The 26,843-nt window shown below is 33.9% G+C and carries 15 protein-coding genes; 9 read left to right on the top strand and 6 right to left on the bottom strand.

Features of this window, described 5'->3' with window-relative positions; translation table 11 throughout:
* Window positions 1-160: 160 nt before the first annotated feature.
* Window positions 161-3,619, bottom strand: coding sequence for an autotransporter outer membrane beta-barrel domain-containing protein (locus ACGH47_RS02810; RefSeq protein ID WP_411622664.1), 3,459 nt, complete (start codon window positions 3,617-3,619; stop codon window positions 161-163).
* Between the two features lie 522 nt (window positions 3,620-4,141).
* A complete protein-coding gene (locus ACGH47_RS02805; RefSeq protein WP_411622663.1) occupies window positions 4,142-5,563 on the bottom strand; it encodes a sodium:proton antiporter in 1,422 nt (473 codons plus the stop codon).
* Between the two features lie 231 nt (window positions 5,564-5,794).
* Between ACGH47_RS02805 and rlmF the strand changes: the two genes are divergently transcribed.
* Window positions 5,795-6,754 carry a 23S rRNA (adenine(1618)-N(6))-methyltransferase RlmF gene (gene rlmF / locus ACGH47_RS02800; protein WP_411622661.1) on the top strand — a complete coding sequence of 320 codons (960 nt, stop codon included), beginning with the start codon at window positions 5,795-5,797 and terminating at the stop codon, window positions 6,752-6,754.
* 362 nt (window positions 6,755-7,116) lie between these two features.
* Window positions 7,117-8,814, top strand: a complete 1,698-nt coding sequence (dld, locus tag ACGH47_RS02795) for a D-lactate dehydrogenase (RefSeq protein WP_411622660.1) — start codon at window positions 7,117-7,119, stop codon at window positions 8,812-8,814.
* Between the two features lie 118 nt (window positions 8,815-8,932).
* Here the strand turns inward: dld and mutS are convergent, their stop codons facing one another.
* The gene (mutS, locus tag ACGH47_RS02790; RefSeq protein ID WP_411622659.1) at window positions 8,933-11,491 is read right to left on the bottom strand and encodes a DNA mismatch repair protein MutS; all 2,559 of its coding nucleotides are present in this window, start codon (window positions 11,489-11,491) and stop codon (window positions 8,933-8,935) included.
* An 814-nt stretch (window positions 11,492-12,305) separates the two neighbouring features.
* Here mutS and ACGH47_RS02785 point away from each other — a divergent pair.
* From ACGH47_RS02785 to gapA, 7 genes are all read left to right on the top strand, one after another.
* Window positions 12,306-15,104: a DEAD/DEAH box helicase family protein gene (locus ACGH47_RS02785; protein ID WP_411622657.1), complete on the top strand. Its 2,799-nt coding sequence runs from the start codon at window positions 12,306-12,308 to the stop codon at window positions 15,102-15,104.
* 40 nt (window positions 15,105-15,144) lie between these two features.
* Window positions 15,145-16,851, top strand: coding sequence for an N-6 DNA methylase (locus ACGH47_RS02780; RefSeq protein ID WP_411622655.1), 1,707 nt, complete (start codon window positions 15,145-15,147; stop codon window positions 16,849-16,851).
* Window positions 16,848-18,491 (top strand): restriction endonuclease subunit S, encoded by a 1,644-nt coding sequence (locus tag ACGH47_RS02775; protein WP_411622654.1) that lies wholly within the window; start codon window positions 16,848-16,850, stop codon window positions 18,489-18,491. The genes ACGH47_RS02780 and ACGH47_RS02775 overlap by 4 nt, the downstream gene beginning before the upstream one ends.
* A 20-nt stretch (window positions 18,492-18,511) precedes the next feature.
* Entirely contained in the window at window positions 18,512-20,290 is a 1,779-nt protein-coding gene (locus tag ACGH47_RS02770) for a restriction system-associated AAA family ATPase (protein WP_411622652.1), read from the top strand.
* A 41-nt stretch (window positions 20,291-20,331) separates the two neighbouring features.
* Window positions 20,332-21,366 carry a hypothetical protein gene (locus tag ACGH47_RS02765; protein WP_411622651.1) on the top strand — a complete coding sequence of 345 codons (1,035 nt, stop codon included), beginning with the start codon at window positions 20,332-20,334 and terminating at the stop codon, window positions 21,364-21,366.
* Window positions 21,367-21,782: 416 nt separating this feature from the next.
* Complete coding sequence (locus tag ACGH47_RS02760) at window positions 21,783-23,168, top strand: hypothetical protein (protein ID WP_411622649.1); 1,386 nt, start codon at window positions 21,783-21,785, stop codon at window positions 23,166-23,168.
* A 394-nt stretch (window positions 23,169-23,562) separates the two neighbouring features.
* On the top strand, window positions 23,563-24,561 hold the full coding sequence (gapA, locus tag ACGH47_RS02755; RefSeq protein ID WP_065559241.1) for a glyceraldehyde-3-phosphate dehydrogenase: 999 nt from the start codon (window positions 23,563-23,565) through the stop codon (window positions 24,559-24,561).
* A 134-nt stretch (window positions 24,562-24,695) separates the two neighbouring features.
* Here the strand turns inward: gapA and ACGH47_RS02750 are convergent, their stop codons facing one another.
* The 3 genes from ACGH47_RS02750 to yjgA all read right to left on the bottom strand — a co-directional run bounded on the left by ACGH47_RS02750 (window position 24,696) and on the right by yjgA (window position 26,772).
* On the bottom strand, window positions 24,696-24,905 hold the full coding sequence (locus ACGH47_RS02750; protein ID WP_065559242.1) for a cold shock domain-containing protein: 210 nt from the start codon (window positions 24,903-24,905) through the stop codon (window positions 24,696-24,698).
* 733 nt (window positions 24,906-25,638) lie between these two features.
* The gene (ppa, locus tag ACGH47_RS02745) at window positions 25,639-26,166 is read right to left on the bottom strand and encodes an inorganic diphosphatase (RefSeq protein ID WP_065559243.1); all 528 of its coding nucleotides are present in this window, start codon (window positions 26,164-26,166) and stop codon (window positions 25,639-25,641) included.
* Between the two features lie 72 nt (window positions 26,167-26,238).
* Window positions 26,239-26,772, bottom strand: a complete 534-nt coding sequence (gene yjgA / locus ACGH47_RS02740) for a ribosome biogenesis factor YjgA (RefSeq protein ID WP_267361241.1) — start codon at window positions 26,770-26,772, stop codon at window positions 26,239-26,241.
* Window positions 26,773-26,843 lie beyond the last annotated feature (71 nt).

The following is a 26,843-nucleotide window of genomic DNA, read 5'->3' as shown; positions in this document are numbered from 1 at the left end:
TTGTCTGTCATTATTGGTCATTGTTAACCAATTTTGATGACGTCAATAAGCCATTTTTTAAGGCTAATCTTAGTTCAATTAATTATAGAAAATTAAGCGTTGAATATTCTGCCACATAAATTCAACATTACTTTCATGTGGCAGAATAGATTGATGATAATTACCAGTTTATTTTTAAACCGATGTTACCACGAAAACTTTGATGTTTACTGCCACCAAAATTGTGTTCGTAGCGGACATCACCATATAGTTCACTTTGGGTAGTAATTGGAATATTTAAACCTAAACCAATTTCTCCCCAAGTTTTATTGAACTTCTCGCTAAGTTTATCACGTCCAATTTTTACATCATCAGGGCTAAAGAAATCATGCAAGATATTTACAATACCATATACTGACGTTTTTTGGTCTTCTGTATCTGTTGCATTATACGCAAACATGACACCAACACGACCACGTAATGTATCAGGATTATTCTGATCGACATGGCGAATATGATCATTAAAACTGTCAAGTTTCAAATACTGATATGTCAGTTGTGCTTGAGGTTCAATAGACCAATTCGTTCCACTTAATGGAATTGAATGACCTGCTTCAGCCGATAGCGCTACACCCCAACCATCTTGAGTGGATGGATTTTTACCTGTGCGAGCATTATATTTGTTGCGTAGATAAGATAATTGACCCACTAAGTCAACATAAGTGCCAGTACCGGTATAGTAGGTATTAGTGATACCCAAGCTGAAGTTATCTGATTCGCCTTTCCCTGTTTTTTTGTTACTGATAAGGATACCGTCTTTAGTACGATATTTATCAGAAAAATCAGTTTTAGCTCTGTTGTAAGACAGATAACCACCAAATAAATTCAGACCATTATTTTCCAACGATGTGATGGCGAAGTCGTGCCCAATTTGGAAACCATAGATATTGGTCTCAAAATTGAGGCGATGTTCACCATCTTGTTTTTGATGTTTACCAAAAATTCGAGCCCAAGTATTTTGACTATCGTCAGTAGCACAGTCCAAGCAATAGATATCTCCACGACGTTCCCTTAAATTAGCTAACGTTGTGTATCCTTGTTCAAAGTTGACACTCGGCATAAGTGCATAAGCCGCAATTGGATCGGCATAAATAGTTTTATTGGTTTCGACAAGTGATTTGGTTCTTGCTTTCATTGTCCAATAGTATTCATCTCGATTATCGACGGTACGTTTAGCTAACTGAACTTCTGTCAATCCGGTCGTTTGAGCTTTACCCGTAAAGGCAACTTCTGATCCGCTATTAGCAACATTGACAACTAAAACACTATTCAAACTTTTTTCAATTTGCTTTATATTACCATCAATAATGCGTTCTGTACCATCAGCAGATAATGGAACGATGGTCGTTGTGCCTTTAGCTGTTCCACTTATATTTAAAACATCTGACTTGATGCTACTATTATTTGGGTCGTCTGAAGCATTCCATATAGTATGCATTTTCACTGTACCTTGATCACCAACATAATCACCGGCAATATCAATTGAATAGAATTCGCTTGCGCTGCGGTTAAGCGATGTTGGGTGTTTAAAGTGAATGGTTCCGGCATTTTTGACATTGGTGAGAGTAGAATGTTCAGTGATTTCCCAAAGACCAGAGTTATTTAAATTAATGCTACCATTTCCGGTTTCTATCTTGCCATACAAATTACCAGCATTATTAACGACGATAGTTCCTGTAGATGTGTTGGTAAAAAGATTACCATTGTTAGCATTCAATACACCCGTTTTCGCATTGTTAATTTCTAACGTACCTGTTTTATCATGACTAACAATAGATTGAATATTATCAATTTTACTGGTATCTAATGTTCCAGCATTATTAAATACCGCTTTTTTGCCAGATTCGACAGTACTATGTATCGCTGCCGTATCCGTCACGGATTCAATAGTCAATTTACCTAAATTAGATAGTGAACCACCATCGAGAATAATGGCTTTATAACCTTGCGGAGATTTAATATTTGTATTTTTTAATATTAAATTTCCACCTGTTTGATAAATAGCGCTTGATTCTGTCGTGGTTATGTCTAACTGTGAATCATCTGCGGCAATGATGTTTCCTCCGCTAAGATGAATACCGTTGCCCAATTGGGTATTGATAGTGGTTTGTTGATTCAAATTAACTGTACCATTTTCAACATGAATACCGTGAGTAGCATGTTTAGCATTAAGCGTGGTACTTTTGGCTAAGTTGACAGTACCGTTTGTAACTTTAATTAAATTACCATTATTCGCATTTGAACTGATATTTAATTGATCGGCTTTATCACTATTGATTGTGCCACCATTAATATTGAGACCATCACCCATTTCGGTAAAAATAGTCGTTTGTCGGTTAAGGTTTAATTTACTATTACCACCCATAGTTATACCATTACCGGCGCCTTTTGCAGTAAGGGATGTTTTGCTCGCTAAATTAATTTCTCCCAGATCTTGCAGTTTTATGACATCACCGTTACCGGTATCCGTATTATTGGAATTGACGCTATTGGTGGTTGCGTTAAGTTCGGAACCAAAAGACGCTTTCCCTTGTCCTGAGACATATAATGAAGTGCCTGATGCATAATGTTGATTCCCTGCACCATATGATTCAATTGTGGTTATACCATCAATATTCATTTCACCACCATAAATATCGATGGCGTTATGGCTAGCACCGCTTAATTTATTTGATTCTACACCCAGATTACCTTTCACATGAATCGAACCAGAAGTTTGAACAATTCCTTTTCCTTCTTTCATATTAATATTTAGATCATTATGAAATGTAGTGTCACCTGCGCTGTTTTTTAAACCAACATAATTTGCTTCAATATTGACGTTTTTCTCAAAATTTAAGATTCCCCCTAATTGGGTATCATTTAATTCCGAACCATTACGAATACCGTCACCATTCGATTTTATATTGGTTTCTCCTTTTACCGTGATGCGTGCTGAGTTTGCCTTCGTCAAAGACACATCGATCGGGGCACCCGTTTCAAATTCGGTTTGTGACTGATCATTTTTATCGGGCCAGAAATCGGTGTGATTGATGTTTAAATTACCATTAACCACTAATTCACTATTGTCCCCTAATAAAATACTACTTGGTCGGTATTGTTTTTTTGTAGCATCTGGTGGTAAAGTTTGAGCGTTAAGATTAATCGTTAAATCGCCGTCAACGGTCACCGTTCCGCCTAAATTTGGACGATTATTTACTGGGTCTTGCTTAGGATAAGGTTCTGTCGTCCCAACGACCAAAGCATGATTTTGGTTTTTGCTGGTAATGGTCACTTTACCGTTAGTTGGATTAAAAGTCAGTTTACCGCCGTTATCAACAGTAATGACTTTATTATCTTGCCCTTTAGTTTCAATGCCCGTATAGCTGTCATCAGTAAGTTCACAGTTACTACCATTGACATTTATTTGGTTTTGAACATTGATTGAGCAAGGACCAGCTAATGCATTAGCGGAAAGCGAAGCCAATGCTGTTACTGCTAACAATTTTGAACTTTTCGTTTTCCCTTTTTTTGCCAGCTCTGAAACAACAACCCATTGTCGTTTAGAGGTGTGCCAGACTATTTTGTAAACTTTATTCATATTTTCATCCTTTTAAGGTATTTCTTAGTCAACTTTGTTAGAAATCAAGCCAACAAAGTTTTTTTTATAATTAGATCTTATTACTTGTCTTTAACGGGTTGCGTAAAAATTATCCTAACAATATTTACATTTAAATAATAATTTGATGTGAATTATGTATCTAAATTGATTTTATTGTCAGGAACTCGTTAAAGGCCATTAATTCTATTCTTATTCGATTAATAAGTATATATAAAAATCATCTTTTTATGATCATAATTTGATCAGTGAAATTAGTGGTTAAAATCAAAAATTAAATTTTTGTTAAAATGTGTAAGTGTTCATTTCGACCCGTGATTAGGGATTAATATTATTTCGATAGGCATCGGGTTAACATTAAAAAATAATGCTAATCCCGATGAAATAAAATTAAGTGAAGTGTCTTCAACTAGTAAAAAAGAAATATTTAAAGTTCTTTTAGGATTTATTAACAGGCAATATTCATCTCATGTCACTGACTGACCCCATTCTATTTTTACGTTGTCAAATAAAAAATAATAAATTATTAACAATAAAAACAGGGATTAATATGCCAATTGACCATTTCATATACCCAAAAAAACTAGGCATCTCGATTTGATTTTGGGTCGCAATACTTTTAACCATAAAGTTAGGTGCATTACCAATATAGCTTAAAGCCCCCATAAAAACAGACCCCATAGATACGGCTAACAAGGTCTTTTCAAGCGAAGTCATTAATATTGTTGCATCACCCGATGCTAAATTAAAAAAGACAAGGTAAGTTGGTGCATTGTCTAAAAAGCCTGATAGGAGCCCGGAAAGCCAAAAATACATACTATTAATGGGGTGCGCTTGTTGATTATTGACTAACGAAACTAGTGGCGATAACGCTCCGTCACTGCCTGCTTTTAAAATGGCCAGAACAGGTACAATTGTAATAAATATACCAATGAATAGTTTAGCTACTTCAATAATAGGTTCCCAATTAAACTCATTAGCTGTGCGAATGTTTTTCGGAGTTATGCAAATAGAAATTAGGGTGATAATGATAAAAACGCCATCTCGGACAAGGTTAGGTAAACTTAGATGCGTCCCGAATAGCGTTATCTCTATAGAAGAATGCCATATTCCAGATAATAGAACCATTGCAATAATCAGGATTAACAGCAACACATTATTTAATCCATAAAACTTTATGGAACTGTTATTTTTGGGCATTGTGGCTAAATGTTGCTTTCCGTATTGTAATTGGAAATAGTGGCGATCAATGAAATAAAAAATCGTGAGTAATAGTGTCGAGGTTAACAATACTGGTAATAGCATATGGCTCATTGTCCAGAAAAAATCGACACCTTTTAAAAAACCGATAAATAGTGGCGGATCACCAAGTGGAGTTAATCCCCCTCCTATATTGGCCACTAAAAAAATGAAAAAAATAATGATATGAACGGCTTGTTTTCGATTGCGATTGGCTCTGATAAGGGGGCGTATCATTAGCATGGCAGCTCCAGTTGTTCCCATGATTGAAGCTAATAAAGTTCCCACTGCTAATAAGCATACATTTAATTTTGGGGTACTGACTATTTCATTTTTAATTAAAATACCACCTGATACGGTAAACAGCGCCAGCAATAACAGAATAAAAGGGAGATATTCAGCGAATATTGCATGAGTAGTTAGCTCAAGAGTTGATTGCCACCCAAAAAAATAACATGCTGATCCCATAAAGAGCAACGTCCAAAAAATGGTGATCTTGCCATAATGATGATGCCAAATTCGGGGGATCAATAATGGTAACAATGCTATCGACAACAAAATACCAACAAATGGGGTACCCCAACAGAGTGATAGATGTTGACCACTAAAATCATCAGCATACAAGTCGAAAGGGATGAAGGTTAATATAATCAGTGGTGCGAGTGATATTTTAATTAATTGTTTCATTAGATCTATTTTAATTATTTATTTATCACCTATTATAACAAATATTTTAAAGGTAATAATGATTGCTGATTGTTGTATCCGTTACTGTGCTGAAAAGTTTGAATATTTGCTATGTTAATAGTTGCAATTTGCTAGTAACCTATGTGAATGATGCCTAATTCATCATGTTTGTATTTTTCTCAATGCAAAACGCTATTATAATAAATAATAGTACATATTTCTGGAATAAACATGCCAAACCGATCACCAACTATCAACACATCGCCTTTACATATTCGCAATAAACATCGCCATGGATATGACTTTGCACAATTAATTAAAGCCGTGCCAGAATTTTCAGCTTTTGTTAAACGAAATCAATACGGAAATTTATCGATTGATTTTGCTGATCCTGACGCTGTTAGAATGTTAAATAAAGCATTACTATTGACCTATTACCAACTTTCTTATTGGGATATTCCTAACGATTATTTGTGTCCACCAATACCCGGACGAGCCGATTATATGCATTATTTGGCCGACTTGCTGGCAGAAGATAATCAACATATCATGATTACGGGTAAAAAAGTTCAGGTGTTGGATATCGGTATGGGAGCCAATATGATCTATCCTATCATTGGTCGAGCTGAGTATGGTTGGTCATTTGTGGGCAGTGATATCAATCCAACTGCGATAAAAGTTGCATCATTAATCACAAAGGCTAATATGTTACTCAAGGGATCTGTTCAATGTCGATTGCAAAAAAATTGTTTGGCGATTTTTGATGAGATTATTCAGCCTAAAGAGTTTTATATGCTTACCCTTTGTAATCCTCCTTTTCATGCGTCAGCGCAAGCTGCCTTGGCCAGTACCCAGAAGAAACTCAAAAATCTAGGAAAATTGGGTGATTCAAAACAAAAAACAGTACTGAATTTTGGTGGGCAACATATGGAGTTATGGTGTCAAGGTGGCGAAAGTACATTTATCAGTAATATGATAAAAGAGAGTGCCAATTATAAAACACAGTGTTTATGGTTTACGACATTGGTTTCAAAAAAAGAATCATTACCGGTAATTAGAAAACACTTAAAAGCCGTTAAAGCTATTGAGACAAAAATTGTGCCTATGGCACAAGGACAAAAAATTAGCCGTTTTGTAGCATGGACTTACTTTAATAAAGCGGAACGTCAACAGCTTCTAGCAAATTATTAATGTTTAGTAACATATCTCAAACAGACAGGTATTTAAGTACTACAAAGGCGAGTGATTAATCCCCCAATGTGTCCTGCAAATAGTATTCAATAATTTTTGTGTTGTTAGTTGACCTTTTCTTGTTTTATCTAATCAGATGTTTAATCAACATGCTATTTTTAACATAAATAAAAAAATGATATGTAATCAATGTTTAATATTAAAAATGGGTATTCATTAATTATATAATTCTTTGTTATAACTAAAAATTATTATTTTTCTTATAAAAAATTAACGATAATTAAAATGCTTTGCAATGAACAGTAATGGTTATAATATAATCAATACTGAAGCGATATCCATTTAGGTATAAGGAAGATAATATGAGTAAGAATACGACGGCAGAACTGATTGAAAAGTTAGAAACTATTGTGGGCAAAAAGCACACATTAACTGATCCTTCCCGTACATTACTTTATCGTAAAGGTATTCGTTTTGGGGAAGGTGATGCTATTGCAGTGGTTTTACCCGGTACGTTAGTTGAACAGTGGCTAGTTTTAAAAGCGTGTGTTGAAGCCGATGTCATTGTGATTACTCAATCGGCAAATACTGGATTAACCGGTGGTTCTACACCTGACGGTAATGATTATGATAGGCCTGTGGTAATTGTCAGTACTCGTCGCCTTGAAGGTATTCAAGTGATTGAAAATGGTGAGCAAGTGGTTTGTTTGCCAGGCAGTACGCTATTTAAACTTGAAAAAGAGTTGAAAAAATATAATCGTGGGCCGCATTCGGTAATAGGTTCATCTTGTATTGGTGCATCCGTTATGGGTGGGGTGTGTAATAATTCTGGTGGTGCCTTAATCCAGCATGGGCCTGCCTATACACAAATGGCCGTATTTGCTCAATTAGATGATCAAGGACAATTGCATCTGGTTAACCATTTAGGGATTGAATTAGGTGACGATCCAGAGACTATCTTACAAAATCTTCAAAATCATACTTATACTGAAAAAGACATTAATCATGATGCAGGTTTAGGACACGATCATCATTATTGCGATCATGTTCGTGAGATTGATGCCGATACGCCAGCGCGTTTTAATGCCGATCCAACTAGACATTACGAAGCTTCGGGTAGTGCAGGTCGGTTAATGGTATTTGCTGTACGATTAGATACATTTCCACTTGAAAAAAATAGTGCAGTATTTTATATCGGTACTAATAATACTGATGATCTTGATGAAATCCGACGTCATATTTTAGCTCACTTTAAAAACTTGCCGGTATCGGGCGAATATATTCATCGTGATGCATTTGATATCGCTGCTGTATATGGTAAACATATCTATTTAGCCATACAAAAATTAGGGACAAATGTGATTCCTCGCTTATATGCATTTAAAAATTTTGTTGATCGTGTCAGTACAAAAATTCCATTCTTCCCCAATAATTTTTCAGATCGATTTGCGGTGTCTGTGAGTAAATTACTTCCTAACCACTTACCTAAATCTATTCGTGATTATCGTGATCGTTTTGAACATCATCTTATTTTAAAAATGGCCGATGATGGCATAGCGGAAGCTCAGGCATTTTTGCAAACATTTTTTCAAAACAAACAAAGCGACTATTTTCATTGTAATGAGAAAGAAGCAGAAGCGGCGATGTTGCATCGTTTTGCGACAGCTGGTGCTGCAACTGTTTATCGTAGTGTCCATTCGGATACGGTTGAAGATTTGGTGGCACTGGATATTGCTTTACGACGTAATGATAAAGATTGGTTTGAAACATTACCGGAAAATATAAGTCAGCATTTTATTCATAAATTATATTATGGGCATTTCTTTTGTTCTGTTTTTCACCAAGATTATATTGCCAAAAAAGGAACAGATTGTCACAAAGTGAAAGAAGAGATGTTAGCCATTTTAGATCAGCGTGGGGCACAATATCCTGCTGAACATAATGTTGGTCATTTATATCAAGCTAACGCTGATTTGAAAAAATTCTATCAGCAATTAGATCCGACTAACAGCCTCAATCCAGGTATTGGTAAGACATCGAAAAACAAATATTGGCAGTAATTTGACCTTAAACGAAAACCGCCAGTATCGATAAACTGGCGGTGTTATGTTGATATGACTAAATAATCATATTGTTCAATAAATCGATTAATATATTGTCTTGAAAATCATTTGTATATCAAAGTAATTTTTTTAATTGATATAACATTTCTAATGCCTGTTTCGGTGTTAATGCATCAGGATCAATACGTTTTAAAGCCTCTTCAACTTCAGACGGTTCTGGCTCTGTTTCAAACGAAAGTTGCGAGCTATCAACATGGCTGTTCGCTGTCTGTTTTGAAATCATTTCAAGCTCTTTTAATTTCTGTTTAGCCCTTTTTAAAACCGTTTTAGGCACACCCGCTAAACCCGCAACGGCGATACCGAAACTTTTGCTTGCTGCACCTTCAGAAACTTCATGAATAAATGCAACGGTATTATCATGTTCAATAGCATCAAAATGGATGTTATAGACACCTTGCATATGTTCAGGTAGTTGAGTTAATTCAAAGTAATGAGTAGCAAATAGGGTCATCGCCTTAATGTGATTAGCTAGATTTTCTGCACATGCCCAAGCCAATGAAAGCCCATCATAGGTTGAGGTGCCACGACCAATTTCATCCATCAGTACCAAACTTTGTTCAGTTGCGTTATGCATAATATTGGCTGTTTCGGTCATTTCAACCATAAAAGTAGAACGCCCGGATGCTAAATCATCTGATGCACCTATCCGCGTAAAGATGCGATCAACAGGCCCAATCACGGCTTTAGATGCAGGAACAAAGCTACCAATATAAGTCAGTAAAACAATCAATGCAGCTTGACGCATATAGGTGCTTTTCCCGCCCATATTTGGGCCCGTAATAATAAGCATTCTTCGGTTTGGTGATAGCAAAAGCGAGTTCGCAATAAATGGTGTTTTTAATACTTGTTCTATAACCACATGTCGACCATCTTTAATTTCAATTCCTGCACTATTAGATAATGTCGGGCACTGATAATTAAGTGTTAAAGCACGTTCAGCAAGGTTAGTTAGTACATCAAGTTCAGCTATTGCATCAGCACTCATTTGCAAATTCGCTAAATCAGGCAATAGTAACTCAAAAAGTTGATCGTAAAGTTGTTTTTCTAAAGCTAATGCACGACCTTTAGAGGTTAACACTTTATCTTCATATTCTTTTAATTCTGGAATAATATAACGTTCAACATTCTTCAATGTTTGCCGTCTGGTATAGTGAATCGGCGCTAAATGGCTTTGCCCTCGACTGATTTGAATATAGTAACCATGTACCGCATTAAATCCGACTTTTAAGGTATCGATACCTAGCGTTTCACGCTCGCGAATCTCAAGTTGTTCCAGATAATTCGTTGCACCGTCAGCAAGATTACGAAGTTCATCTAATTCGGCATTATAGCCAGTTGCAATCACCCCTCCATCACGAATAATAACGGGTGGGGCTTCAACAATAGCTTGATTTAAAAGATCGGCTATATGATTAAATTGATTGATTTTAGATCGTAAAGCAATTAAATAAGGTGATGAGTGATGACTTAAAAATTGTTGTAATTCTGGCAATACATTATAGGCATCGCGTAAACGAGCAAAATCACGTGGGCGTGCGGTTCTTAACGCTAATCTGGCTAAAATTCGTTCCAGATCACCAATTTGCTTTAAGATCGGTTGAATATCACCAAGATCTTGTTGTAATTCGCTAATGGCTTCTTGTCTATTTTGCAAAATAACCACATTACGGATAGGCGAATGCAACCAACGTTTTAACATTCGGCTTCCCATAGCGGTTTGTGTTTTGTCTAATATATCGGCAACCGTATTTTCAGTGCCACCACATAAATTTTCGGTGATTTCTAAGTTTCGGCGAGTAGCCGCATCTAAAACAACAAAATCATAGGCTGACTCTTTAATGATAGAGCGAATATGGGGCAGGGCTGTGCGTTGAGTATCTTTAACATATTGTAATAAACAACCTGCGGCAGACAATGCATAACAACAATCTTCAACTCCAAATCCGACTAAATCATTCGTTCCAAATTGTAACTTAAGCTGTTGTTTTGCTGTTTCAAGATCAAAGTCCCATAATGGGCGCCGTCTTAAGCCATTACGATTGTCAATTAATGACATGGATTCGAAATCTTCAGGATAAAGAAGTTCAACCGGATTTGTTCGCTGTAGTTCAGCTTGCATTGCTTCAACGTTATCGCATTCGAATACAAAAAAACGACCAGAACTGATATCAAGGGTTGCATAACCAAAATGATTTTTGTGCTGCCAAATGGAAGCCAGCAAATTATCTTTTCGATCTTCTAAAAGTAATTCATCACTTACTGTGCCAGGGGTGACTATACGAACAACCTTACGCTCAACAGGCCCTTTACTTGTAGCAGGATCGCCAATCTGCTCACAAATTGCGACCGACTCCCCCAACGCAATGAGTTTTGCTAAATAACTTTCAACTGCATGATAAGGCACGCCTGCCATTGGAATAGGTTCACCATTTGAAGAGCCTCTTTTTGTTAACGAGATATCAAGAAGTTGCGAAGCCCGTTTGGCATCATCATAAAACATCTCATAAAAATCACCCATACGATAAAACAGTAAAATATCCGGATTTTCTGCTTTCAATTTTAGGTATTGTCGCATCATTGGTGTGTGGTCGGTGAAGTTGTCGTATTCGGTCATATTATCAATTCTTTTTTATCTAAAACTCAGGCGATTACTATTTCTATTCTTACTCACTTATCGCAAAATCTTTGATTTTGCTCTTAAGTAACTAGGTAACTGTCTTAAAAAACCTAAAAATTGGTGAAACTTATTATATTAGGCATTGTTTAATATTAAATGATTGTATCACTTTATAGGCTGTATTGAAAATGAGGGGATTAAGTCATAATCACATTAAAGTTTAATAACAGAGTTTAGTCTGGTAATGATTAAAATCTTAACAGGATGTAACCATAGAGGATCTAAAACAGGTAAAAAGTAAGTTTTATATAATTGGCAATTGTGTTGAATGAGGTAGCAGAAGATACATATGAGTACTTACGAAAAGGGATCAAAGCAACATATTATTTATATCGTTGCGATGATGAATGTTGAGGATGGTTACAGAAAAGGGATAGATTTTTGAATAGTTCAAAAGATTTGTAAAATTGATTTATTACGAATCCATAGTTTTTGAATTTATATCTTATTTCAGTAGTTAAATTAACGATTCAAGAATATAGTAAATATTGATAGCAAAACATTCTAAACTACAAATAAACTAAAGTTATCAGATTTACTTGCGGGTGATAAATTATTAGATCCAATAGTTGTAATTGATGAACATTATTATGGTAAGGCAATTGGCTATCCTCAACACCATGGAGTAATATAATTTGCAATCTAGCAATTGAATATTTTTAAATATATTTAATCTTCTATGGTATATTATCTTCAAAAAATAAAAATTATTTTTAGAGACTTTAAACGTTAAAGAAATGAGTTAAAAACTATGGGGAAATCAGAAAAGCTAACTCGTCAAGAACTTATTGATAGTGAATTGCTTAAATCTGGCTGGAATGTTAAGGATTTAACGCAAGTGAAACAGGAGTTTAATGTCGTTGTTTCACCGAATTCTGCTGCTGAGCCTGTACCTCCTTATCAACGCCACCAATTTAGTGATTATGTTTTATTAGGTAAAAATGGCAAACCTATTGCTGTAGTAGAAGCTAAAAAAACAAGCAAAGACGCAAAGTTAGGTCGAGAACAAGCTAAACAGTACTGCTATCACATTCAAAAACAGTTTAATGATGAGTTACCTTTTTGTTTTTATACAAACGGACTTGAAATATATTTCTGGGATTTGGGAAATTCACCTCCGAGAAAAATTTTAGGGTTTCCAACACGAGATGATTTAGAACGTTTACAGTATCTACGTCGCCATCGAAAAAGTCTCTCTCAAGAACTGATTAATACAGATATTGCTGGACGAGATTATCAAATTCGTGCAATACGTTCGGTATTAGAGGCGATTGAGCAAAAAAAACGAAATTTTCTCTTGGTTATGGCAACAGGAACAGGTAAAACTCGCACTTGTATCGCCATGATTGATGCTTTAATGCGTGCTAAACACATCGAAAAAGTGTTGTTTTTAGTTGACCGAATAGCGTTACGTGAGCAAGCATTAGCAGCATTTAAAGAGCATTTACCCAATGAACCTCGCTGGCCGAATGTCGGTGAGAAATTAATTACCACTGATCGGCGTATTTATGTATCAACATATCCTTCAATGCTCAATATTCTCAGAGGTGATATTCAGCATTTATCACCACATTTTTTTGATTTAATTGTTATTGATGAAAGCCATCGTTCTATTTATAACACTTTTGGCGAAATCATAAACTATTTTAATACTCTAACATTAGGACTAACGGCTACACCAACCGATATTATTGATCATAACACTTTCCGGTTATTTGATTGTGAGGACGGTCTTCCTACCTTTGCTTATACCTATGAAGAAGCAGTGAACAATTTACCGCCTTATTTATGTAATTTTCAGGTAATGAAAATTCAAACTAAATTCCAGATAGATGGTATTAGTAAACGTACCATATCTTTAGAAGATCAAAAGAAGCTTATCTTAGATGGCAAAGATATTGAAGAGTTGAATTTTGAAGGTTCACAGCTTGAAAAAACAGTTATAAATAAAGGTACTAATACACTGATTGTCAAAGAGTTTATGGAAGAATGTATTAAAGACCAAAACGGAGTTTTGCCAGGTAAAACAATTTTCTTTTGTTCTTCTATGGCGCACGCTCGACGTATTGAAGAAACCTTTGATAAACTCTATCCGCAATATAATGGTGAACTGGCTAAAGTATTAGTGTCTGATGATTCTCGAGTTTATGGTAAAAGCGGTCTTTTAGATCAATTCACCAATAATGATATGCCTAGGATCGCAATAAGTGTTGATATGTTGGACACTGGTATTGATATTCGAGAGATTGTTAACTTAGTTTTTGCTAAACCGATATATTCATATACTAAATTTTGGCAAATGATAGGTCGTGGTAGTCGATTATTGGAAAGTAATAAAATAAAACCATGGTGTATAGAGAAAGATACATTTCTTATTTTAGATTGTTGGGACAATTTTGAATACTTTAAGATAACGCCTAAAGGTAAAGAACTAAAACCTCAATTGCCGTTGCCAGTACGTTTAGTTGGAATTCGGTTAGATAAAATCGAAAAAGCTTTAGATATTGACGAAGTAGCCATTGCTCAAAATGAAATCTCAAAATTGCAAGCACAAATTAAAGACTTACCACAAGACTCTATTGTCATTAAAGAGGCTACTGGAATTTTAGAGAAACTTAATTTGGTTGATTTCTGGGCAAAAGTCGATCATCAAAAAATAGCTTATTTGCGTAATGACATTAAACCATTATTTCGAACTCTCTCTAACACCGACTTTAAAGCGATGCGATTTGAACGAGATTTGTTAGAATTTTCATTAGCGCGATTAAATCAAGCGCAAGAACGAGCTGAATTATTACAGCAAGCTATTATTGAAAAAATTTGTCTTTTACCTTTGAATATCTCTTTTGTTCAGTTAGAAGAACCGCTCATTCGAGAAGCTCAACGAAATTATTTTTGGGCAAATATTACCGAATCAGCTTTAGATAACCTGAATAACAAATTAGGACCATTGATGAAGTTCTGTGAAACTAATCCTAGTTATTCTGGTCCAGTGTATTTAAATTTACAAGATAGTTTACATCATAAGGAATGGGTTGAATTTGGACCACAACATGAATCGGTTAGCATAACCCGCTATCGGGAAATGGTTGAAACATTAGTTCTTGAACTGACAGCGCATAATCCTTTGTTAGCAAAAATAAAAGAAGGTCAATCTCTTGATGCTACAGAAGCAAAGCAACTAGCAGAGTTACTTCATGCCGAACATCCACATATTACTGAAGATTTACTGCGCCAAGTGTATAAAAATCGTAAAGCTCACTTTATCCAGTTTATTCGGCATATACTTGGTGTTGAGGTGTTAAAAAGTTTTCCAGATACTGTTAATGAAGCGTTCGAACAATTTATTCAGCAGCATACTCACTTAACTAGTCGTCAGTTGGAATTTTTGAATTTGCTAAAAAATTTTACTATTGAACGCGAAAAAGTCAGTCGTAAAGATTTAATTAGCGCACCATTTACGATAATTCACCCTCAAGGTATTCGAGGTGTATTTAGTCAAATAGAAATAAATGACATATTACAGCTAACAGAAAGACTTGCGGCTTAATTCAAGCAAGTTTAAACAGTTAAAATAAGGTACACAATTAATGTTACAAAATAATCCCCAACTTAAAAGTCTGATCAATCAATTATGGAACAAATTTTGGAGTGGTGGCATTTCCAATCCTTTAACTGCAATTGAACAAATAACTTATTTGCTATTTATGAAACGAATTGATGAAGTTGAATTGAAAAAACAGGCTGATGCAGAGTTCACAGGAGAAACATATGAATCTAAATTTTTTGGCACATGGATCCCACCAGAATACCGTGCCAAAATTTCAGAAAGTGATACTGAAAAACAGATCAAAGATAAACATGAAGAAGAAAAAAAATATGCAATTGCTAAACAAGAGTTGCGTTGGAGTAAATTTAAACGAGAACCCGCTGACGAGTTGCTACCACATATACAAAATAAGGTTTTCCCGTTTTTAAAGGAGCTTAATGGTGAAGAATCCCATTTTACTCACCATATGAAAAATGCAGTTTTTATTATTCCCAAAGCGGCATTATTAGTCGAAGCTGTAAAAACCATTGACCTAATTTTTGAGGTAATGGAGCAAGATTCTGCAGAAAACGGACAAGCATTTCAAGATATTCAAGGTGACGTGTACGAATATTTATTATCGGAAATTGCTTCAGCAGGAAAAAACGGTCAATTTCGTACACCGCGCCATATTATCAAGCTGATTGCCGAATTAGTGCAACCACAATTAGGACATCGAATTGCCGATCCGGCGTGTGGAACAGCGGGTTTTTTATTGGGGGCGTACCAGTATGTTACTACTCAACTCGCGCTAAAGTATGGTACTGACGTTGCTGAATTAGTTGCCGATGAAGATGGATTTATCCGGACATCATTGGCGGCCGCGTTGACACCAGAAAATCAAAAAATATTGGAACACTCATTAATTGGTTTTGATATTGATAGTACCATGGTTCGCTTAGGTTTAATGAATTTGATGATGCACGGCATTAATGAGCCTCAAATTGATTATCAAGATACGTTAAGCAAAGGATTTAATGAAGAATCTTGCTATGACATTATCATGGCAAATCCACCATTTACCGGTAGTATCGATAAAGGTGATATTAACGAAAATCTGCAAGTTGCCACCACAAAATCTGAATTACTGTTTGTTGAAAACATTTATCGATTATTAAGAAAAGGTGGTACGGCCGGCGTAATTATCCCACAAGGCGTGCTATTTGGTAGTGGAAAAGCCTTCAAAGATTTACGCAAAATTTTAGTGGAACGTTGTCAATTAAAAGCCGTAATCAGTATGCCTAGTGGTGTGTTTAAACCTTATGCCGGAGTCAGTACAGCAATCTTACTTTTCACAAAAGTCTGGGATGCTAAAGATGAGGTGATAAAACCAGCGACAGAACAGGTATGGTTTTATGATATGCATTCTGATGGTTATACGTTAGATGATAAACGTAGCAAACTTGATGGATACGGCGATTTACAAGACATTGTCACCCAATATCATCAACGTGACAACAATATACAATCTGAACGTACTCAAAAATACTTTTCTGTTCCTTATCAAGAGATTAAGGATGAAGGTTATGATCTTTCGTTTAATCGTTATAAAGAAGAGATTTTTGAAGAAATTGAATATGAAGCGCCAACTGTTATTTTAGATAAGTTGATAATGGCTGAAGTGGGAAATGCTGATGAAAATGATTTAGCGAACATTAAAAGTGGTATTGTAAAAGAGCTTTTAGAGTTAAAAGGAATGATTAAATGAAGTCTGATAAAATAGAGCATCTTTTCGAATTTCTTCCAAAATCAAAAATTAAAGCAGCAGAAGGTAAAGAAACTGGACGATATCCTTTTTATACATCTAGTGAAATACAGTCCAAATATATTAATAGCTTCTTATATTATCCAGATTGTTTAATTTTCGGAACAGGTGGAAAATCGAGTATACATTTAGCTAAAAATCAATTTGCAACATCCACTGATTGTATTGTAATTACGCCGAAAAAAAACACATCGATTAATATAGATTATGTTTTTCAATATATTAAATATAATAGAAAGTTGTTAGATAATGGATTTAAAGGTGCAGGTCTTAAACATATATCCAAAGCTTATATTTCAAAAATCCCTATTAAATATTATGAAAATATCAATCACCAAATTCGCACCGCTTATTTATTAACCAAGATAGAGCTGTTAATTAAGCAACGTAAACAGAATTTACAACAATTAGATGATTTTATAAAAAGTGTGTTTTTAGATATGTTTGGTCCAGATAATAAAGATTATTTAAAGTGGTCTAATGTGACAATTGAAAGTCTAGCGGCTAAACATAAAGGAGCAATAAGAACAGGTCCTTTTGGTTCCAATCTATTACATAATGAGTTTATTGAAAATGGTGAAGTTGCAGTATTAGGCATTGATAATGCAGTAAGTAATAAGTTTTCTTGGAAATTAAATCGTACTATATCAATAAAGAAGTACGAGCAACTTAAGCAATACAGAGTTTATCCTAATGATGTTATTATAACTATAATGGGCACGGTTGGTAGATCAGCTGTTATTCCTAAAAACATCCCATTAGCAATTAATACAAAACATTTGGCTGCAATCACGTTAAACGATAAATTAGTCAATTCGCTATTTTTTGCATATTCGATTCATTCTAATCCTGATATTTTGAAACAATTTAAAAGTAAAGGACGAGGAGCTATTATGGATGGACTAAATTTAAGGATAATAAAGCAAACCAAATTGAGAAGGCCTCCAGTCGAGTTACAAAATCACTTTGCCACTATCGTTGAAAAAGTAGAAAAAATTAAAGAACAAAACCAACAAAGTTTAACTGAATTAGAAAATCTTTATGGTGCTGTAAGCCAAAAAGCGTTTAAAGGTGAGTTAGATTTAGAAAAAATTCCTTTAATTGAAGTACCACAAACTCAACAATATTTTGATAACATTAATAAAGAACAAGATACTCAAACAATTACTCAAGCCAAATCATCACGTTATCTTTATCCTTTTTTAAAGGGAGTGGATATATTAACTGTAAAAGGGCGTTTGGAGTTAATTAAATTCTGGTTTGAACAATTCTTTAAAAATATAAAAAAAGGTAATCCTTTATCAATAGAAGCATTTTGGCAAAATGCACAGTTTAATTTCGAACCGTATAGAGATAAACAATTTAACATTGCTGAAAAAAACAATAACAGTGATGAAGTTGATGCAATAAATAATCTTAATTTAGGGATACAAGAATACGATTTTTTAAAAACATTAATCTTTGAAAAATTAGATGAAGGACTACTACATCAGGAATTGTCAGAAGTTGAAAAAGTTGAATTGGCTCAATTAACAAATGAAAATGATTTGGATACTAAAAATACAATAATATTAAAAAAATAATATGCTCTAAGGGATTTAATATGAAATTGCTGCGTTTAAAAGTAACCGATCCTGTGGGATTTCGAAGTTTACAAACAGGCTTTGAGCTCTATTTCCGTGATGAATGGCAACTGAATGATGAAAATAGTCAAGATTTGCTTATGCAACAGGAATTCGCACCGATTATTTGTATTGGACCAAATGGTTGTGGAAAATCGAATGTATTGGAGCTTTTGGCAGCAATTTTTTATCAACTTGAAATTCTAAGAGTTAGGCGACACTTTTTACCGCGTAATTTTATCTATGATGAAGAGGATAATCCTAATGGTTATAAGGAGAATAATGGGTCTCCGGCAGCATTTGAGCTGGAATATTTGATTAAAGTACCTAATGAATATATCAATCCAGCAGGGGAATCTTTTGCTCATGTAAGAATAATCAAGAAAATAAATAGCTCACCAAATATCGATTGGCTAAATTATGAGCAGTTTAATATAGAAAATTTTACCAAAGTCAGTGATCGTGAACGAGAGTTTTTACTACCGCAATATATATTGGGCTACTCCTCTGGTGAAAATGAAATTCTTAGTCTACCTTTTTTTAAGATGCGGTTTATTCAATTTGATGAATATTGGGACGCTTTACAAGCACAGCTACCTTATTCAGGTCGACCCGAAACGCGTTTAGCTTATATTGATAATTCGTTCAGTCAGGCCATTTTATTATGTAACCTGCTTTTTTATGACAACGAAATATTGAAACCATTTCAAGAAGAAGTCGGACTTGTTGATGTTAAAATGTTTCGTATTATTATTAAACGTCAGATTCCTATTAGCGAGCTACAGGCTGAAGCGTTTTTATCAGCTAACAATAGTCAACCACATCCAGCAATTGTCAAAGATGACGATACAGGCATTATATCGCTTAAGTTGGTTAAGCTGCTTGAGGCTGATGACGATTCTGCTAAAAATTTTGATCCAATGATTAGCCGTTTGAAACGGTGTGCGACTTGTTTTTTTGTTGATGAAGACTCTGATACTTTATATTTAGACTACTATGTTAATGAAGCAACTAAGCAAGCTTTCCAAAAAAACTTCAGCTCACCTATTGAATTATTTCAAGCTTTTCAAGTGTTATTATCGCTCAATTTATATTCAGTCAGTGATAAATTAAAGTCAGAATTGTATTGCTCTAATAGTCATTATGTTAGCGAAACGGTGCCAACATTAGCGTCAGATGAACGAATTATGCGGTTCAAGGATGTTTATTTAACGAAAAAAAACATATCGCAACCTGTGTTACTCAAAGCGTTATCGGACGGCGAACATCAATTATTACATAGTCTTGGTTTATGTTTGTTATTTAAAAACACCAATAGCTTGTTTTTCTTGGATGAGCCAGAAACCCATTTTAATCCTGACTGGCGTTCTAAGTTTGTCAGTTTATTGAAGCAATGTTTTTCTGAGCAACAATACGATCCAAGTCATGAAATGTTAATTACTACTCATGCGCCGTTTTTAGTGTCTGACAGTACACCAGAAAAAGTTTTTTTATTTAAAAAAGAAAATGATCAAGTCATTACAAAGCATCCAAATTTTAACACTTTGGGCGCTTCAGTGAATAAAATTACTATGAATGCTTTCGGCAAAAAAGAAACTATTGGCGGTTATGCTCAAACATTATTAGATAAATTACAATTACGGTTTGAAAAAGGTGAGCAAACTGAATCATTACTTGAAGAAATAGACCAAACATTGGGCGATTCAGTCGAAAAAATGTTATTACTTAAAACGCTTAATGACAGGCTGGAGGAACAATAGTGCTTTTCCCTTATGAATATGTTCCCCATACAATGGATAAAATGCAGAAGTTTATCGATTTTATCTTTCTAGAAGTTTGGTGTAAGGCTTCAACACATGGCTCTTATAAATTAGAACTCTTCGGTGCCAATGAAGAGTTATACGATGTGATGGAGTATTGTCATTTTAATGATAGTAAATATGCTGATTTTTTTGCTAGCCATGTGGAGCAAATTTATGGGTTATTTTCCCAACTAGACCCAACGACACTTTCACAATTACAAACATGGTATAGGAATAATAACAATATTGAACGAGTTTGTTCCAATGATCCTGCAACATCAATTGCCAAATATTCATGTTTATGTAATTTACTTTCGAACAGTGATTTATATAAGAAACTCTCCAGATTTTTTAAGGAACTTTATAATAACAAGTTATTAACCTTAAAAATATTTAAAGATACAATTGGTACTATTGATGACCACTATAAAGTATTTCGTGATCAAAATAAGATAACTAAGTGCCCATTTTGCGGTATTAATAACATGAAAGGTACTCATCATCGGTATCGTGACGCCTATGATCATTACCTACCAAAAGGTATTTATCCCTTTAACTCAATTAATTTTCATAATCTAGTACCAACCTGTCATGAATGCAATAGTTCTTACAAAACTCAAAAAGACCCATGCCATAATTCTCTAGGTCGGCGCAAGGTTTTTTATCCTTATAATACCCAATCATATAACATAGAGTTAACGATCAACTTAAAAAATAGAGATTGGCAAAATATTCAACCTGAGGATATTGATTTAATATTTGGTCCTGCCATATTGAATGAAGAAATTGCAGCATGGAAAGAGATTTACGGAATTGAAGAACGTTATAAAGCCAAATGCTGTGCAGAAGAAGATGGAAAAGATTGGCTAGTTCAACTACATGATGAATGGCAAAGCAAAGGGGGAAATATTAAAACATTTATGGATAATCTAATTATTAATACCCAACGTTCACCTTATACAGACAACCGTTTTCTAAAAAAACCTTTTTTAGAAGCATGTGTACGAAGTGGTTTGTTTGAAATAACAAAATAAGTTATTAGTGTAACAAAAACTATAACATATCTTAGTTTTTATAAGAATTCATTAAAAATCAAATTAACCATACAAACGCATCATTGGTATATACTCGGTGAAGTTGTCATATTCGCTCATATTATCTCTCTTTTTTTATTAACATTTCAGGCGATTACTCTCTCTATTTTTACTGACTATTTAGCATAATTTTCGATTCTTTCGGCTTATTAAGATATGACCAATCAGAAATATTACTGATGATAAAGAGTTTGCTTTAAAAGTCTTATTATTTCTAAAATTAATCATTTTTATTGTTTAAAAATTTAGCATTAAATGAAAAAAATAAGGTTAATTTTTTTCATAAGATCACTAAATCAAACTGTTTTTATTCTAACTGTCTGATAATTAATTAATAAATAGAGAAAGGAAATAATATGCGGATAGTTTTAGCGATTTTGTTGGTGTTTTGTTTAACGGCTTGCCATGTGCGTACGGCTGATCAAGCTTATAACGAAGGGAAATATGTAGAAAGTATTAGTTTATTAACGGCTACTATTGGTGAAAAAGGCGAAGCAAAATTTAATGAAGAAAGTGCCGAAAAATTACGGGGATTGGTTAGTAATGTGATGAAACATTACGAGACAATCATTAATAGTAGTGCTAGTACTGATTATCAAGCACGTATTGATAGTTATGAATCGCTTCGAAAAATCAATTTAATGTTAATTAATCGTTTTTATAGTCAAACTGTCGCATTTTTTAACGATAAATATCCAGTGAGTAAATTAGATCAACTTATTGCAAAAGAGTATTACGATTATGGTAATTCGATAAAAGGTACGGATAGTGAAAGTTACAAAATAAAAGCTGACTTATATTTAAAAGGTTCAGAACGGTATAAATATAAAGATATTTTTACTTTATATAAAAATGCTAAAAAGCAACATTTGGATATTGAAGCAAAACAACACTATGATTTAGGTAAAACGTTTTCGCAACAGGGTAGTTATCATGAAGCATCCCTAGAATATCTTAAAGCTTGGGAAGTTTATAAGCCAATAGGCGAATATAAAGATAGTTTTAAACTCTATGAGGATAATAAAAGAAAACATGTTACTGCGCTAGCAAAAGAGTATTATGAAAAAGCCTCGTCACTTGAAAAAATAGCTTATAAACGCGAAATTTATCGTGAAGCGGCTAAATATTATGAGGCAGCCAATTCAGCCTATGAACAGTTCGGTTCATACCGTGATGCCAGCGCTAGAGCGAGTCGTTGTAAATTAAAGGGACGCGTTAATGTGTATGTTAAAGATTCCGACTATCTTAGCTGGGTAAAACAAGTTTTTAACGCTGATTATATATACTTTGTTGATCATAGTTCACAAGCTAATATCATTATAGATATTAATGCCAAATCTGACTATATTCATATGAAACCGTATGAAAAAAATGAAGTAAAAACAGAAAAATATGTAGAAAGAATGAGCGAAAAAACCGATGATAAGGGTAATAAAATTAAAGTTCCAATTTATAAAGAGCAAAAATTCAACTTAAAGACTATCACTAATTCAAAAAAATACATTTTTACTACTGATATCGAAATAACCGGAGAAATCAGTAATTCTAAACGTTTGATAAGCGAAGCCATCTCTTCTAAAACGGATTATATCTATTCGGGCGATGTTCCAAGTAAATTTCATAACTCACAAGCAGGCGAGTGGAAGTCCAAATCAACGTTAAAATCTGAAGCACATTATACGCAAGGTGAGGATATCAGAAACCATTTAAAACAATTTATTGATAAGATGAGTTCTTTATAATAATTGTTAATTATCGCTCAAAAATAGAATCCCACAAAATTGATAATGTGGGATTTTTTATTTTAATCGTCTTTTAGTGTAACTTAACGTCTGCTATGGATTAATTGATACCTTTTAATTTATTAAATGTAATCGTGCGATTATCTAAAATTTAGCACCTTAATTATGATCAATTTAACTCTGACAATTTAGTTAAAAATTATCATTGTCATTGCTCAATCCAATCACAGTCTTATATAAAATATAACTAACCTATATCCTATGATTATTAAGATAATTTTCATTTTAATTTATTCTTGCCAATTATTCTGAATCAGCTTGAATAAACATTAAAAATTTGGTAGTTTACTGTTAGTTATTTTATCATTTAACACAAATAAAGAAGGTAATTTTTATGACAATCAAAGTAGGTATTAATGGATTTGGCCGTATTGGTCGTATTGTTTTCCGTGCTGCACAAAAACGCTCTGATATTGAAATCGTTGCTATCAATGATTTATTAGACGTTGAGTATATGGCGTACATGCTTAAATATGATTCAACTCACGGTCGTTTTGATGGTACTGTTGAAGTTAAAGATGGCAAATTAATCGTTAACGGTAAAACAATCCGCGTTACAGCTGAAAGAGATCCTGCAAACTTAAAATGGAACGAAGTGGGTGTTGATGTTGTTGCTGAAGCAACAGGTTTATTCTTAGATGATGCAACTGCTCGTAAACACATCCAAGCGGGTGCTAAAAAAGTTGTTTTAACTGGTCCTTCTAAAGATAGCACGCCTATGTTTGTTATGGGTGTTAATGATAAAGATTATGCTGGTCAAGATATCGTATCTAATGCGTCATGTACCACTAACTGTTTAGCGCCTTTAGCTAAAGTAATCAATGATAACTTTGGTATCGTTGAAGGCTTAATGACAACTGTTCATGCAACTACAGCTACTCAAAAAACGGTAGATGGTCCATCTCACAAAGATTGGCGTGGTGGTCGTGGTGCAGCACAAAACATCATCCCTTCATCAACTGGTGCAGCTAAAGCAGTAGGTAAAGTTATTCCTGAATTAAACGGTAAATTAACTGGTATGGCTTTCCGTGTTCCAACTCCGGATGTTTCTGTTGTTGACTTAACTGCTCGTTTAGCAAAACCTGCTAAATATGAAGATATCTGTAAAGTGATCAAAGCGGCTTCAGAAGGCCCAATGAAAGGCGTTCTTGGTTACACTGAAGATGATGTTGTTTCAACTGATTTCTTAGGTGAAGTTTGTACTTCTGTATTTGATGCAAAAGCGGGTATCCAAATCAGCGATACTTTTGTTAAATTAGTTTCTTGGTACGATAACGAAGTTGGCTATTCAAATAAAGTTTTAGATTTAATTGCGGTTGTATCTAAAAAATAATGACTAATTTTTAGTTTTCTAAAAAGTGACCAAATGGTCACTTTTTTTTCGCTAAAATCTTATAGCCTTACAAAATAAAAACGCTCATTTTTTAAAAATGAGCGTTTTCACTAATATATATACTACGATATTAATTAGATTACGACAACTTCTGATGCCGCTGGTCCGCGAGGGCTATCTTGAATAGCAAATTCGACTTGTTGACCTTCAGCTAGAGTTTTAAAACCTTCCCCCGAGATTGCTGAAAAGTGAACAAATACGTCTTTGCTCCCATCGGTTGGTGTGATAAATCCAAAACCTTTACTCTCGTTAAACCATTTTACTTGGCCTGTTTTCTTATTCATTTACTAGATATCCTAACAATAATTAATATTTTGCCTTTAAGGCACGTATAGACTTTTATGCAATATAAATTAATCAACTTACAAACTAGATGATGCGTTAAAAACACCCCCTAATTGTTAAACGTTTTCATAAAAAAATATTGCTTCATAAGTCTGTTACTATTACCGCATAATTTATAATCGAAAGCAAGATATTAATGACAATTTTTTCATCTTAGGATGAAGTTTTTTATAAAATTTTTAGATATAATGGTTAAATTTGATAAATAGCAAATTATTGAAGGGTTTTTGATTTAAATTTATTTCGAAAGTAAAGATTATTTAAGCAGATTAAGGCATGTAAGATGTAAATTTAAAAATTAGTATTAACGATTACTTTTAGGTTTCTTTTAAATACATTGTTTTATCTTTTCTTTATATCAAACGTTTACATACGTTTTATCTGTAGGTTTACAACTTACTGTTAAAGATGTGAATCACAATGTGGTTAATTATGTCATTTATGTCATATAAGGCTTGCAATTTGCCTTATTGAGATAAGATTGCCAGCGTAAATTATCTAAGCTAAATATCATTAAATTGGATATTCACTTATTTTTCATCTCATCTGTTAAAAAGGCATTGTTATTGATTTAATTACTTTCTGCTATTCTTTATTTAAAAATAAAAGCTATAAGTAAAGACTTATAGCTTTTAATTAACCATTATTATGAAAATTGATAGCAAATATTAATTATTTTTTAGCTCTCTCAAAAGATTCAATAATTTCTTTGCGAGCAGCATCGGCATTTTCCCAACCGTCAACTTTTACCCATTTTCCTTTTTCTAATGCTTTGTATTGTTCGAAAAAGTGTTTAATTTGAGATTTTAGTAATTCAGGTAAATCATCCACATCTTTGATGTGATCATACTCTTTAGATAATTTAGTATGTGGTACGGCAACCAATTTAGCATCTTGACCGGCTTCATCAGTCATTTTTAATACACCAACAGGACGGCAACGAATCACTGAACCAGGTTGTAATGGATACGGTGTTGGAACTAAAACGTCAACAGGATCGCCATCAAGCGATAATGTGTTATTAATATAACCATAGTTACATGGATAAAACATTGCTGTTGCCATAAAACGGTCAACAAAAACTGCACCTGTATCTTTGTCTACTTCATATTTAATTGGATCCGAATTTGCTGGAATTTCAATTACTACATAAATATCATCCGGTAATTCTTTACCTGCTGGTACATTTAAAAGTCCCATTTTTGTATCCTCTATCTTGGTTAATAATTTACAATATTGTTTCTGATATGAAATGAGCGAACATTATAAAGATTATTCGGCGTTGCTCAATTCTTTTAAGTATTGAAAAATCTGTTTGGCTGTTTTTGGTGGTTTATTGGATTCTCGTTCTTTTTTAGCCTGACGGGCAAGCGTACGCAGTTGTTGTCTGTCTGCTATAGGAAAGAGTTCGATAATGTTTTCTGCATCACCTGTTTCAATCAATTCGTCACGTAACTTTTCTAGTTTATGAAATAAGGCAACTTGTTGGTTATGACGGTTTTTGAGCTTGTCTAAAGCTTGCGTGATAGGATCGATATTGCGGCTACGAAGCAATTTGCCAATATATTGTATTTGTCTTCGATATCCCTCTTTTTTGATTTTTTGAGCAAGTTCGATAGCATAAAGTAAATCTTCATCAAGAGGGATTTTAGTCAGTTCATTTTTGCTTAAATTGACCAATTCTACGCCCATTTTTTTCAAAATTTCGGCATCTCGTTTGATTTCACTTTTACTGACATAAATAATTTCATCATCCATATCAGTATCAAATTCTTGGTCAATGATTAAATCTTTAGGATTATTCATAGGATTTCTTTTGTTAATAGTTAACTAAAATTGAATTCTGGCTTATTATAACGTATCACTAGCAGAATTGT

It is taken from the genome of Gilliamella sp. CG16 (genome assembly GCF_046635785.1).
Taxonomy (GTDB): Bacteria; Pseudomonadota; Gammaproteobacteria; order Enterobacterales; family Orbaceae; genus Gilliamella; species Gilliamella apicola_I.
Note: the sequence above shows the minus strand (reverse complement) of the source record. Positions and strands in the feature narration are given on the sequence as shown.